11 protein-coding genes are annotated in these 12,688 nt (G+C 70.8%); 8 read left to right on the forward strand and 3 right to left on the reverse strand.

The window, feature by feature from the left end:
- Positions 1-76: 76 nt before the first annotated feature.
- The 7 genes from gap (at position 77) to pgi (ending at position 7,326) form a co-directional block, all read left to right on the forward strand.
- Positions 77-1,084 (forward strand): type I glyceraldehyde-3-phosphate dehydrogenase, encoded by a 1,008-nt coding sequence (gene gap, locus ACFY3J_RS03625; protein WP_225074154.1) that lies wholly within the window; start codon positions 77-79, stop codon positions 1,082-1,084.
- A 162-nt stretch (positions 1,085-1,246) separates the two neighbouring features.
- Positions 1,247-2,458, forward strand: coding sequence for a phosphoglycerate kinase (locus ACFY3J_RS03630; RefSeq protein ID WP_384183024.1), 1,212 nt, complete (start codon positions 1,247-1,249; stop codon positions 2,456-2,458).
- Positions 2,459-2,464: 6 nt separating this feature from the next.
- Positions 2,465-3,241: a triose-phosphate isomerase gene (gene tpiA, locus ACFY3J_RS03635; protein WP_384183022.1), complete on the forward strand. Its 777-nt coding sequence runs from the start codon at positions 2,465-2,467 to the stop codon at positions 3,239-3,241.
- Between the two features lie 158 nt (positions 3,242-3,399).
- On the forward strand, positions 3,400-3,636 hold the full coding sequence (gene secG, locus ACFY3J_RS03640; RefSeq protein ID WP_100569504.1) for a preprotein translocase subunit SecG: 237 nt from the start codon (positions 3,400-3,402) through the stop codon (positions 3,634-3,636).
- A gap of 215 nt (positions 3,637-3,851) precedes the next feature.
- The gene (locus ACFY3J_RS03645) at positions 3,852-4,187 is read left to right on the forward strand and encodes an RNA polymerase-binding protein RbpA (RefSeq protein ID WP_073952427.1); all 336 of its coding nucleotides are present in this window, start codon (positions 3,852-3,854) and stop codon (positions 4,185-4,187) included.
- A gap of 139 nt (positions 4,188-4,326) precedes the next feature.
- Complete coding sequence (locus tag ACFY3J_RS03650; protein ID WP_384183018.1) at positions 4,327-5,607, forward strand: MFS transporter; 1,281 nt, start codon at positions 4,327-4,329, stop codon at positions 5,605-5,607.
- 66 nt (positions 5,608-5,673) lie between these two features.
- Positions 5,674-7,326 carry a glucose-6-phosphate isomerase gene (pgi, locus tag ACFY3J_RS03655; protein WP_390840121.1) on the forward strand — a complete coding sequence of 551 codons (1,653 nt, stop codon included), beginning with the start codon at positions 5,674-5,676 and terminating at the stop codon, positions 7,324-7,326.
- Positions 7,327-7,446: 120 nt separating this feature from the next.
- Here the strand turns inward: pgi and ACFY3J_RS03660 are convergent, their stop codons facing one another.
- The 3 genes from ACFY3J_RS03660 to ACFY3J_RS03670 form a co-directional block, all read right to left on the reverse strand.
- Positions 7,447-9,729, reverse strand: a complete 2,283-nt coding sequence (locus ACFY3J_RS03660; protein WP_384183012.1) for an FtsX-like permease family protein — start codon at positions 9,727-9,729, stop codon at positions 7,447-7,449.
- Between the two features lie 109 nt (positions 9,730-9,838).
- Positions 9,839-10,594, reverse strand: coding sequence for an ABC transporter ATP-binding protein (locus tag ACFY3J_RS03665; RefSeq protein ID WP_100569501.1), 756 nt, complete (start codon positions 10,592-10,594; stop codon positions 9,839-9,841).
- Complete coding sequence (locus ACFY3J_RS03670) at positions 10,591-11,106, reverse strand: PadR family transcriptional regulator (RefSeq protein ID WP_141362016.1); 516 nt, start codon at positions 11,104-11,106, stop codon at positions 10,591-10,593. The genes ACFY3J_RS03665 and ACFY3J_RS03670 overlap by 4 nt, the downstream gene beginning before the upstream one ends.
- Positions 11,107-11,266: 160 nt before the next feature.
- On the opposite strand from ACFY3J_RS03670, the gene ACFY3J_RS03675 reads away from it, so the two are divergent.
- Positions 11,267-12,541: an ABC transporter substrate-binding protein gene (locus tag ACFY3J_RS03675; RefSeq protein WP_390840124.1), complete on the forward strand. Its 1,275-nt coding sequence runs from the start codon at positions 11,267-11,269 to the stop codon at positions 12,539-12,541.
- The last annotated feature ends 147 nt before the right edge of the window (positions 12,542-12,688 follow it).

A 12,688-nucleotide genomic window follows, 5' to 3' on the forward strand; every position in this document is an offset into this window, starting at 1 on the left:
GGGTCGTGGGTGGTCGGGGACATCCCAATACAGCTCGCCGGCGTCGAAACCGGCGTACCAACGAGGAGATCGGTTCGTGACGATCCGCGTAGGCATCAACGGCTTTGGCCGCATCGGTCGTAACTACTTCCGCGCGCTGCTGGAGCAGGGTGCAGACATCGAGATCGTGGCTGTCAATGACCTGGGTGACACCGCGACCACCGCTCACCTGCTGAAGTACGACACCATTCTGGGCCGCCTCAAGCAGGAGGTCTCCCACACCGCCGACACCATCACCGTCGACGGCCACACCATCAAGGTGCTGTCCGAGCGCAACCCCGCCGACATCCCCTGGGGTGAACTCGGCGTCGACATCGTCATCGAGTCCACCGGCATCTTCACCAAGAAGGAAGACGCCGAGAAGCACATCGCCGGCGGCGCCAAGAAGGTCATCATCTCCGCCCCGGCGAAGAACGAAGACGTCACCATCGTGATGGGCGTCAACCAGGACAAGTACGACCCGGCCAACCACCACGTCATCTCGAACGCCTCCTGCACCACCAACTGCGTGGCGCCGATGGCGAAGGTCCTCGACGAGAACTTCGGCATCGTCAAGGGCCTGATGACCACCGTGCACGCGTACACGAACGACCAGCGCATCCTGGACTTCCCGCACAAGGACCTGCGCCGCGCCCGTGCCGCCGCCGAGAACATCATCCCGACCACCACCGGCGCCGCCAAGGCCACCGCCCTGGTGCTGCCGCAGCTCAAGGGCAAGCTGGACGGCATCGCCATGCGCGTCCCGGTTCCCACCGGCTCGGTCACCGACCTCGTCGTCGAACTCTCCCGCGAGGTCACCAAGGAAGAGGTCAACGCCGCCTTCCAGAAGGCCGCCGAGGGCGAGCTGAAGGGCCTGCTGGACTACACCGAGGACCCGATCGTCTCCTCGGACATCGTCAACGCCCCGGCGTCCTGCACGTTCGACTCCTCCCTGACCATGGTTCAGGACGGCAAGAACGTGAAGATCATCGGCTGGTACGACAATGAGTGGGGCTACTCCAACCGCCTCGTCGACCTCACGGTCTTCGTCGGCAACCAGCTCTGACCGGCAGGGCAGGCACCTCGATGTGAGATCAGGGCTCGGGCGGCGCAACGCGCAGTCCGGGCCCTGACGCACGTACAGCGGGCCGAACGACCACAACCCGCCCACGTGCGGATCGATCAGCCCTCGTACGATCAAGAGCCCCCTCCTCAGGAGTCCCACTCAATGAAGACGATCGACGAACTTCTCTCCGAAGGCGTGGACGGCAAGCGGGTCTTCGTCCGCGCCGACCTCAACGTGCCGCTGGCCGACGGTGTCATCACCGACGACGGCCGCATCCGCGCCGTCCTGCCCACCGTCAAGGCCCTCGCCGAGGCCGGCGCCAAGGTGGTCGTCGCCTCCCACCTGGGCCGCCCCAAGGGCGCCCCGGACCCGGCCTTCTCGCTGCTGCCCGCCGCCGAGCGGCTCGGTGAACTCCTGGGCGCCCCCGTGGCGTTCGCCCAGGACACCGTCGGCCCGGCCGCCCACGCCGCCGTGGACGGCCTTCAGCCCGGCCAGGTCGCGGTCATCGAGAACCTGCGGTTCAACCCCGGCGAGACGTCCAAGGACGACGCCGAGCGCGGCGAGTTCGCCGACCGGCTCGCCGCCCTCGCGGACGTCTACGTCGGCGACGGATTCGGCGCCGTGCACCGCAAGCACGCCTCCGTCTACGACCTGCCGGCCCGCCTCCCGCACTACGCCGGCTACCTCATCGCCACCGAGGTCGGTGTCCTGAAGAAGCTCACCGAGGACGTCCGGCGTCCCTACGTCGTCGCGCTCGGCGGCGCCAAGGTCTCCGACAAGCTCGCCGTCATCGACGAGTTGCTCGGCAGGGCCGACCGGCTGCTCATCGGCGGCGGCATGGCGTACACCTTCCTCAAGGCCCAGGGCCACGAGATCGGCACGTCCCTCCTTCAGGAGGACCAGCTCCCCGCCGTCAAGGAGTACATCGAGCGAGCCGAGAAGACCGGCGTCGAGCTGGTCCTGCCCGTGGACACGCTGGTCTCGCCCGAGTTCCCGGACCTGAAGGCCAAGGCCCCGGTCCACCCCGCCGCCGTCGCCGCGGACGCCATGCCGGCCGGCCAGCAGGGCCTGGACATCGGCCCGGAGTCCCGCAAGCTGTACGCCGCGAAGCTCGCCGACGCCGCCACCGTCTTCTGGAACGGCCCGATGGGCGTCTTCGAGCACCCCGACTTCGCCGAGGGCACCAAGGCGGTCGCCCAGGCCCTGGTCGACTCGGACGGCTTCACCGTCGTGGGCGGCGGCGACTCCGCCGCGGCGGTCCGTACGCTGGGCTTCGACGAGTCGGCATTCGGCCACATCTCGACCGGCGGCGGCGCCTCCCTCGAATACCTCGAGGGCAAGACGCTCCCCGGCCTCGCCGCACTGGAGGACTGAAACCGTATGAGCACGCGCACGCCGCTGATGGCGGGCAACTGGAAGATGAACCTCAACCACCTCGAGGCCATCGCGCACGTCCAGAAGCTCGCCTTCGCCCTTGCCGACAAGGACTACGAGGCCGTCGAGGTCGCCGTCCTGCCGCCCTTCACCGACCTGCGCTCCGTGCAGACGCTGGTCGACGGCGACAAGCTCAAGATCAAGTACGGCGCCCAGGACGTCTCGGCGCACGACTCCGGCGCGTACACCGGCGAGATCTCCGGTCCGATGCTGGCCAAGCTGAAGTGCACCTATGTGGTGATCGGCCACTCCGAGCGCCGGCAGTACCACAACGAGACCGACGAACTGGTGAACGCCAAGGTCAAGGCCGCCTACAAGCACGGCCTGACCCCGATCCTGTGTGTCGGCGAGGAACTGGACGTCCGCGACGCGGGCAACCACGTCACGCACACGCTCGCCCAGGTCGAGGGGGGTCTGAAGGACCTCCCGGCCGAGCAGGCCGAGTCGATCGTGATCGCCTACGAGCCCGTCTGGGCCATCGGCACCGGCAAGGTCTGCGGCGCGGCGGAGGCCCAGGAGGTCTGCGGCGCCATCCGCGGCAAGCTCGCCGAGCTGTACTCGCAGGAGGTCGCCGATCAGGTGCGCATCCAGTACGGCGGCTCGGTGAAGTCGGGCAACGTCGCCGAGATCATGGCGCAGGAGGACATCGACGGCGCCCTGGTCGGCGGTGCCTCGCTGGACACGGACGAGTTCGTCAAGATCGTGCGCTTCGGCGAGCAGTGAGCCGGGTCCGTCGCGGGCACTGAGCCGGGCCCGCCGTGAGCGGCGGGCCGGGCTGTGAGTATGCGCGGGCGGCGATCCGTCGTACCCTTGCGGGGGCATGGTAGGCATGACCTGCTGCACCCCGTCGTCCATCCGAATCCGAGGAAGTTGGTCCAGCCGTGGTTTTGGGGTTCTCGATCGCCCTGATCGTCTTCAGCCTGCTGCTGATGCTGCTGGTGCTGATGCACAAGGGGAAGGGCGGCGGCCTCTCCGACATGTTCGGTGGCGGTATGCAGTCCTCCGTCGGCGGCTCCTCGGTCGCCGAGCGCAACCTCGACCGCATCACCGTGGTCATCGGCCTGCTGTGGCTCGCCTGCATCATCGTGCTCGGCATCCTGATGAAGACGAGCAGCTGACGAGCGGCTGCCCGCCGGTCGGGACCGCACATTCCGTACGTAAGGCCCCATGGTCGGTACGCGTTCCTGAGCGCGGCCTATCATGGGGCTTGCGTCTGTGTGGGAGCGGTAACTCCCATCACTGGACGCGCGTTGGGCCTTACGTAGACTGAGGCGCTCGCGGCGGAGCGGAGGCCGACCCGTTTCGCGGCACCATCACGCAGGGAGTTACGACCGTGGCAAGTGGCAACGCGATCCGAGGAAGCCGGGTCGGGGCGGGGCCGATGGGCGAGGCCGAGCGTGGCGAGTCCGCGCCGCGTCTGCGCATCTCCTTCTGGTGCTCCAACGGACACGAGACCCAGCCGAGCTTCGCCAGCGACGCGCAGGTTCCCGACACCTGGGACTGCCCGCGCTGCGGCTTCCCGGCCGGTCAGGACCAGGACAACCCGCCGGCCCCGCCGCGGACCGAGCCCTACAAGACGCACCTGGCCTATGTGCGGGAGCGGCGCAGCGACGCGGACGGTGAGGCGATCCTCGCCGAGGCGCTCGCCAAACTGCGGGGCGAGATCTAGGACTTGAGGTCCGGTCGGCCGCTTTCGGGCGCGAGGCCGGACCTGTTGCGTATCCGGGCGGACCGGCCGCCGCGGACCGATTGTCAGTGGTGCCCTCTACGGTTTGCGTATCGGTGAATCGTGATGCGGAGGGGAAGCCATGACGGGGGTCGAGGCCGGGCGCGAAGCCGTCGACGCGGGTGCGCCGGCGTGGCGCGGCGGATTCGGACGGCTGTGGAGTGCCGCCGTGCTGTCCAGCTTCGGCGACGCGCTGCGTACGGCCGCGCTGCCGCTGCTCGCCCTGTCCCTGACCGACGACCCGCTGCTCATCGCCTCCGTCACGGCCTGCGGCTATCTCCCCTGGATCGTCTTCGGGCTGCTCGGCGGCGCCGTCGCGGACCGTGTGGACCAGCGGCGCGCGATGTGGGCGGCGGACACGGTACGGGGCCTCCTTGTCGGCGGCTTCGCCCTGGCGGTGGCCCTCGGACATGCCTCGATCGGCCTGCTGATCGCCCTGGCCTTCGCGCTGACCACGCTCCAGACACTCTTCGACAACGCTGCCACGGCCCTGTTGCCCGCCCTGGTGGAGTACGAGGCGCTGGGCAGCGCCAATGCCCGTCTGATGACCGGGCAGCGCCTCGCGGGCGGGCTGCTGGGCGGCCCGGTCGTGCCCCTGCTGTTCGCCGCGGGGGCCGCCGCGCCCTTCGCGGCCGATGCCGCCACCTTCCTGATGGCCGCCGCTCTCGTGGCCTCCCTGCGGGTCCCGGCGCCCGAGCGCCGTCCGAGACCGGCGGGCAGCACGCTGCGGCGGGAGATAGCCGAGGGGCTGCGCGCCCTCGGGCGGGACAGGGCCCTGCGCGGGCTGTGCGCAGCCACCGCTCTGTGCAACGTCGGGATGGGCGCGCTCATCGCCACCCTGGTGGTCGTCGTGACCGGCTGGCTGGGCGCGGGCACCAAGGGATACGCGGCGGCGCTGACGGCGTACACGCTCGGCAGCCTGGCCGGGGGAGCGGTCAACCGGTGGATCGTGGCCCGGCTCGGGCGGATGCGGGCCGTGGTGCTGGCCGGCGGGGTGCAGATCGCCGCGCTGGTGGTCCTGGGGCTGGTGCCCAGCCTGGCCGTCGCGGTGGCCGCGCTGGCCGTGTTCGGGCTGATGGGCATGGTGTGGAACGTCAACACGACGACACTGATGCAGCAGCGCAGCCCTGCCGGGATGCTGGGCCGGGTCAGCGCGGCCTTCCGCACCCTCGCGGTGGCTGGGGCGCCGCTGGGCGCGGTGCTCGGCGGGGCCGTCGCGGCCATGTGGGGGCCGAACTGGCCGGCGCTGCTCACGGCCGCGTTCTTCGCTCTTTCCGTGGCCGCGCTGATACCCGCGCGCCGTGCCGACGTACTCGTTGTTACGCCGGACGACGGCGTGACGACGACTCATGTCACCCGCTGATCAACTAGGTTGGACCGGCAGCGGGGCAAGGACGCAGGACAGCTAGGAAAGAAGGCTGAGGTCCGAATGAACGCAGACGCCCGTACCAGGCTCAACCAGAGGCCCGAGTGGACCGCTCTGGCCAAGCACCGTGAGGAGTTCGCCGACACCGGTCTACGGGATCTGTTCGCGGCCCACCCGGAGCGCGGCGAGGCGTACGCCCTCCAGGTCGGTGATCTGTACGTCGACTACTCCAAGCACCTCGTCACCGACGAGACCCTGCGGCTGCTGCGGGAGCTGGCCGCCGCGACGGACGTGTTCGGGCTGCGGGACGCCATGTTCCGCGGTGCGAAGATCAACGTCACCGAGGACCGGGCCGTGCTGCACACGGCGCTGCGCTCGCAGCGGGACGCGGTGATCGAGGTCGACGGGGAGAACGTCGTGCCGGGGGTGCACGCGGTCCTCGACAAGATGAGCGACTTCGCGCACCGGGTGCGGTCGGGGGAGTGGACGGGGCACACCGGCAAGCGGATCCGCAATGTGGTCAACGTCGGCATCGGCGGCTCCGACCTGGGCCCCGCGATGGCGTACGAGGCCCTGCGGGCCTACACCGACCGCGCTCTGACGGTGCGGTTCGTCTCGAACGTCGACGGCGCGGATCTGCATGAGGCCGTGCGGGATCTGGACGCGGCGGAGACGCTGTTCGTCATCGCGTCCAAGACGTTCACCACGATCGAGACGATCACCAACGCGACGTCGGCGCGCAACTGGCTGCTGGGAGAGCTGAAGGCCGGCCCGGAGGCGGTCGCCCGGCACTTCGTGGCGCTGTCCACGAACACGGAGAAGGTGTCCGAGTTCGGCATCGACGTCGAGAATATGTTCGAGTTCTGGGACTGGGTCGGGGGCCGGTACTCGTACGACTCCGCGATCGGCCTGTCCCTGATGATCGCGATCGGGCCGGACCGGTTCCGGGAGATGCTGGACGGCTTCCGGCTCGTCGACGAGCACTTCAGGACCGCGCCGGCCGAGTCCAACGTGCCCCTGCTGCTAGGGCTGTTGGGGATCTGGTACGGCAACTTCCACGACGCGCAGTCGCATGCGGTGCTGCCGTACTCGCACTATCTGTCCAAGTTCACCGCGTATCTGCAGCAGCTGGACATGGAGTCCAACGGGAAGTCGGTGCAGCGGGACGGAGAGCCCGTGGAGTGGCAGACCGGGCCGGTGGTGTGGGGGACGCCGGGCACGAACGGGCAGCACGCGTACTACCAGTTGATCCACCAGGGTACGAAGCTGATCCCGGCGGACTTCATCGGCTTCGCCGAGCCGGTGGCCGAGCTGAGCGATGAACTCCGGGCGCAGCACGATCTGCTGATGGCCAACTTCTTCGCGCAGACCCAGGCGCTGGCCTTCGGCAAGACGCCGGAGGAGGTACGGGCGGAAGGGGCGCCGGCGGAACTGGTGCCGCACAAGACGTTCCGCGGGAACCACCCCACGACCACGATCCTCGCGCGCGAGTTGACTCCGTCGGTGCTGGGGCAGCTGATCGCCCTGTACGAACACAAGGTGTTCGTACAGGGCGCCGTCTGGAACATCGACTCCTTCGACCAGTGGGGAGTCGAGCTGGGCAAGGTCCTCGCGAAGCGCGTGGAGCCGGCTCTGACGGAGGGCGCGGAAGTGGAGGGGCTGGACCCCTCCACGACGACCCTGGTCGCCAAGTACCGCGCCTTTCGCTCCCGCTGATCCCACTTCCCCCACCCGTCTCGCTGGAGCGGAGCCCCCGGGCCCCGGGAGCCCCCGGGCCCCCGGACTCTCCGGATCACCCGGGGCTCCGCCCCAGCCCCCGCCCGGACCCGTGGGTGTTCAGGCCACCGCTGACAACGTGTCCGCCAGGCGGCGGTGGGAGGCCCTGGTCGCGGGGAGGGCGGAGAGGGCCGCGGCGCCCACGGCCGCCGAGGTGACGAAGAGGAGCAGCAGGAGCGGGGAGGGCGTTCTGGCGATGCCGGCGCCTATGCCGCTGGAGTGGCCCTGGGCGTTGATCAACCAGTTGGACAGGGGGAGCGCCAGGGCCGTGGCGGCGGCTGCGGCGGCCAGGGCCGTGCAACCGGTCGCGGTCACCGTGATCGCGGTGATCTGGCGGGGGGAGAGACCGATGGCCTTCAGGGCCAGGAGGTCCCGTTCGCCCTCGCGGATCGTGCCGCCGATCGCGGAAAGGAGCTCGATCAGGCCGATCAGGGCCAGGACGCAGGTCAGGCCCACGATGACCGCGCGCATCGACGACAGGCCGTCGGCCGGGTTGGTCACCGGATGGACGTCCAGGTGGCCGTGGGCGGCGGCGGACAGGGCGGTGGCGACGTGGCGCGGATCGGTGCCCGGATCGAGGCGGAGCTGGTAGAAGGTGGGGCTGAGGTTCGGGTCGTTCTCGTGCAGGGTGTCCAGGGACGTGGAGATGACCCGGCCGGCGTTCTCCGGCTCGATGCTGCGGCCGACGATGTGCAGGATCTGCGGCTGGTCGCCCACCGTCATGCGCACCCAGTCGCCGACCCGGACGTCGAGCAGGTCCAGCAGGCCCTGCCCGGCCACCGCCTCGTCGGGCCCGTCGGCGCGGCGGCCCTCGGCCAGGGCGAACGGGTAGGGAGCCTCGTGGGTGCCCAGGCCCCGCAGGGCGATCGTGGCCGTCTGGCCGGGCACCAGGGCGGCCACCTCCACACCGGGGTAGACGGCGGCGACCCCGGGTTCCCGATCCAGCAGCTCCCGCGTCCCGCCGTCGTTCAGGGTGCTGTCGGGGCGGACGGTCAGCGCGGCCGGCAGCCCCAGCTCCTCCGGCCGGTTGTGGAAGCGGTCGATCGTGGTCCAGGCACTCATCGCCACCACGATCAGCAGCAGCGGCAGCGCCAGCCGCCCCACCGTGGCGAAGGTGCGCGGGCGGCGGGTGAAGGCCCGGTGCCAGCCCAGGACCAGCGCGGGCGGCAGGCGCAGACCCAGCGCCCTGCGGGCGACCCCGGGCAGGCCGCCGCCCGGCACCGCCGCCGGGTGCGGCACCGGGACCGGTGGCACCCGTCCCGCCCGCCACGCCGCGAGCCCGGTCACCGCGCCGATGAACAGCACCGCGCCCACCGGGACCGCGCCCATCGCCACCGTGTGGCCCGGCAGGCCCTGCCACACCCCTACCGCGTCGCCCAGCCGGCCCGGGATCCGCGCGCCCAGCCCCTCGGTCAGCACCACCGCGGCCACGGCGCCCAGCACGGCGTACGCCACATGCTGGAGCAGGAAGATCCGGACCACCTGGGCGGGCGTGAAACCGATCGCCTTCAGCACCGAGATGTCCCGCAGATGCCCCCGGATACGGGTGCCGATCGCGCCGTGCACCGCCAGCCCGGCCGCGATCAGCGCGCCCAGCCCGAACAGGCCCAGCACCTGCCCGAGCAGCCGGTTGTCGCCCTGCGCCTCGGCCCGCGCCTGCTGCCAGGTGGACACCTCGCCGACCACGCCGGCGCCCAGCACGGTGACGGCGCGCTGCACGGCGTAGTCCGTGTCGTCGGGATCGGCCAGCCGCAGCCCGACCACCCGTCCGCCGGGCTCGCGCACCGCGGACGGCTGCGCCCACACCAGTCCCGGCTGCTCGCCGGGGCCGTAGCGGGGCTCGGCGCTGTCGGCGATGCCCACCACGCTCAGCGCGCGCCCGGTACCGGGCAGGACGAGCGTGTCCCCGGGCTCGGCCAGCAGGGCCGTGGCCAGGCGGCTCTCCAGGACCACGCCGTCCGGCTCCCCGGCGTCCAGCCAGTGCCCGGCGGTGAGCAATGGGCGTCCCACGGCGGGCAGCGAGGGCGTACCGCGCAGTTCCACGGTGGCGCGGGTGCCGCGGGAGACGACGGTGGCGGACTCGACGAGGTAGGCGTCGGTGACCGACTCGACGCCGTCCAGGGCGGCGAGCCGTTCCGTCTCGGCGGACCGCGCCGTGTGCAGCCACACATGGGCCCCGTGGGACTGGGTGAAGACCCGCTGCCAGGGATTGGTCGCGTAGCCGAACAACGCGGTGGCCAGCAGCAGCGAGGCGACGATGCCGGCCGTGGCCAGCACGATGAACAGCGCCTCCCCCCGGTGGGCGCGCAGATCGGAGTGCGCCCAGCGCATCGTGGCTCGCACGGGCCTCAGTCCCTCGGTCCGGAATGCGGACCCGAGCACGCCGGGCGGCCGTACCCCGAGCCCGTCAGGTGGTCGCACCCCGGGCACATCAGGTGGTCGTACACCGCACTCAGTCCCTCAGTTCCAGCACGCCCGAGATCCCCGTGCTCCGCGACGGCGTCGTCCCGTCCAGTTCCGCGTCGTCGGCGATCCGGCCGTCGAAGAAACTGATCACCCGGTCCGCGGCGCTCGCCAGTCGGGCGTCATGGGTGACCAGCACGATCGTCTGGCCGCGTCCGTGGAAGCGGGACAGCAGCCGCATCACCTCGCGGGTGCCCTTGCTGTCGAGGCTGCCGGCGGGCTCGTCGGCGAGCAGCAGCGGAGGGTGGTTGACCAGCGCGCGGGCCAGCGCGACCCGCTGCTGCTCACCGCCGGACAGCTCGCCCGGCATACTGCGCTCCTTGCCTTCCAGGCCCAGCTCGGCCAGCAGTTCCTCCCGCTCGGCACGCGCCTGCCGCGGCGAGCGGCCGGCGAGCAGGGCGGGCAGTTCGACGTTGTCGGCGACGGACAGGTTGGAGACCAGGTTGAAGAACTGGAACACGATCCCGATGCCGTTGCGGCGTTCCTCGGCCCAGCGGGCCTCGCCGTAGGAGTCGGTGCACCGGCCGTCCAGCCAGATGCTGCCCTCGTCCGGCCGCTGAAGTCCGCCGAGCAGGTGCAGCAGCGTCGACTTGCCGGCTCCGGACGGGCCGGTTACCGCCACGAACTCGCCGCGGGTCACTGACAGATCCACCCCGCGCACGGCCCGCGCGGGTGCCCCCTGGCCGTGGTGCGTCTTGACCAGGCCCTCGGCCCGCAGCAGCGCCGGAGCTCGGACGTCGCTCACTCCAGCCCCTCCAGTTCCTCCTGGCACCGCTCCAGCCAGTCCAGGTCGGCCTGAAGGTGCAGCATGGCGCCCTCGATCAGCAGTTGGGCGATTCGGTTGTCCCGGTTCTCGGCGGCGGCCAGCTTCGACAGGTTGCGCATGGTGTTGAGGTACTGGCGCCGCTGCTTGTTGATGAGGGCGATCTGGTCGGCGAGACCGGTCTGCGGGGCGAGGGCGAGCTTCATGAAGAACTCGTCCCGTACCCGCGGTTCGTCCTCGGGCTCCTCGAACCAGGCGCGCAGCGCCCCCCGCCCGGAGTCGGTGAGGTGGTAGATCTTCTTGTTGGGCCGGCTGGACTGCTCGACCTCCTCGCCCTCGATCAGTCCCGACTTCTCGAGGCGGCCGAGGGTCACGTAGATCTGGCCGACGTTCGGCTGAGGGTACGCGGAGCCCAGCAGTTGCTCAAGGTCCTGCTTCAGCTCGTAGCCGTGGGCGGGACCGCGCGCGAGAAGTGCGAGGAGGGGCAGGCGCACGCGTGCTCTCCTCCTAGGTCCTCGTCAGACGCGTCATGCGGGGTGTCTCCGGGTGGACGACGTGAGATTGACGCCAGGCCCTAGTATCGCCCATACCTAACAGGTATACATGGCCTGAGCCGGGCGAAGGTGCCCGGCGCCGGTGTGCAAGGAGGAACCTATGCGGTGGATCCACGCCGCCGGTAGGGGCCTCCTTGTTCTGGTCGTGGCCATGACCGGCTATATCTCCTCGGGTGCCCGGGCGACCGAGGGGAGCAGCGAGGGCCGCGGCCCGCTCACCCTGGCCACCGCGGGCGACTTGACCGGCTACCTCGGTCCGCTGCTGGAGGGCTGGAACCGCACCCACCCCACCGAGAGGGTCACCCTCGTCGAGCTGCCCGACGCCGCCGACGAGACCCGGGAGCAGATGGCCACCGACCTGCGCGGCGGCAACCGCAGCCGGTTCGACGTGCTCAACATCGACGTGAACTGGACCTCGGAGTTCGCCGCCGCCGGCTGGATCCGTCCGCTGCCGCGCGAGCGCTTCCCGCTGGAGACGTTCCTGCCCCCGGTCGTCGACACCGCCACCTACGACGGACGGCTGTACGCGGTCCCGTACGTCACCAACGCCGGCCTGCTGCTGTACCGCAAGGACGTCCTGGCCAAGGAGGGCGTCCCGCCGCCGCGCACCTGGGCAGAACTGGAGCACGCCGCCCGGACCATCGCGCAGAAGTACGGACTGGACGGCTACGCGGGCCAGTTCCTGCCGTACGAGGGGCTGACCGTCAATGCGGCCGAAGCCGTGTACTCGGCGGGCGGCACGATCCTCGGCGACGAGGGCGAGCGCGTCACCGTCGACTCGGGCGCGGCCCGCGAGGGCATCGGCTTCCTGGCGCGCGGCTTCGCCGAGGGCTGGATCCCCGAGGAGGCGCTGACGTACAAGGAGGAGGAGTCCAAGCAGGCCTTCCAGGACGGCCGGCTGCTCTTCCTGCGCAACTGGCCCTACGCCTATGCCGTCGCCTCCGCCGAGGGCTCCGAGGTCGCCGGGAAGATCGGCGCCGTACCGCTGCCCGGACCCGACGGGCCGGGGACCAGTGTCCTCGGCGGCTCCAACCTGGCCGTCAACACGCACGCGCGGCACCCCGACTCGGCCGCGCGCCTCATCGCGTACCTCACCAGCGAGCCCGTCCAGCGCCAGGTGCTCACCGAGGGCGCGCTGCCGCCCGTGCGCGCCGCGCTGTACGAAGACCCCGCACTCGTACGGCGGTTCCCGTACCTGCCGACCCTGCGTGCCTCCGTGCTGGCCGCCGCGCCGCGCCCCAAGAGCCCGCACTACGACCAGGTCAGCCTGGTGGTGCAGGCGGTCGTGCACGACACGCTGGCCGGGCGGCAGACCCCCGAGGCGGCCGTGCGGCGCCTCGCGCGCGAGCTCGACGCCATCGCCGGGCGCTCGTAGCGCTCGTACCGCTCACAGCGGAAGCGCCGCAGTAGTTACTTGTTAGGTAACGCGGCCATCACATCTACGACCGTCCCGTCCGGACAAGTCCGGACATGAGCAGCCAACTGCCCAGTAGCTTCTGTTTCGTTCGTTGACACCCTCGTG

Origin of the sequence: Streptomyces sp. NPDC001231, from assembly GCF_042896885.1 — a bacterium.
Taxonomy (GTDB): Bacteria; Actinomycetota; Actinomycetes; order Streptomycetales; family Streptomycetaceae; genus Streptomyces.

Bases quoted from the DNA above. Each gene is read 5' to 3' on its own strand.
- ACFY3J_RS03630 (WP_384183024.1), top strand. From the start codon at position 1,247: ATGAAGACGATCGACGAACTTCTCTCCGAAGGCGTGGACGGCAAGCGG.
- tpiA (WP_384183022.1), top strand. From the start codon at position 2,465: ATGAGCACGCGCACGCCGCTGATGGCGGGCAACTGGAAGATGAACCTC.
- ACFY3J_RS03650 (WP_384183018.1), top strand. From the start codon at position 4,327: ATGACGGGGGTCGAGGCCGGGCGCGAAGCCGTCGACGCGGGTGCGCCG.
- pgi (WP_390840121.1), top strand. From the start codon at position 5,674: ATGAACGCAGACGCCCGTACCAGGCTCAACCAGAGGCCCGAGTGGACC.
- ACFY3J_RS03675 (WP_390840124.1), top strand. From the start codon at position 11,267: ATGCGGTGGATCCACGCCGCCGGTAGGGGCCTCCTTGTTCTGGTCGTG.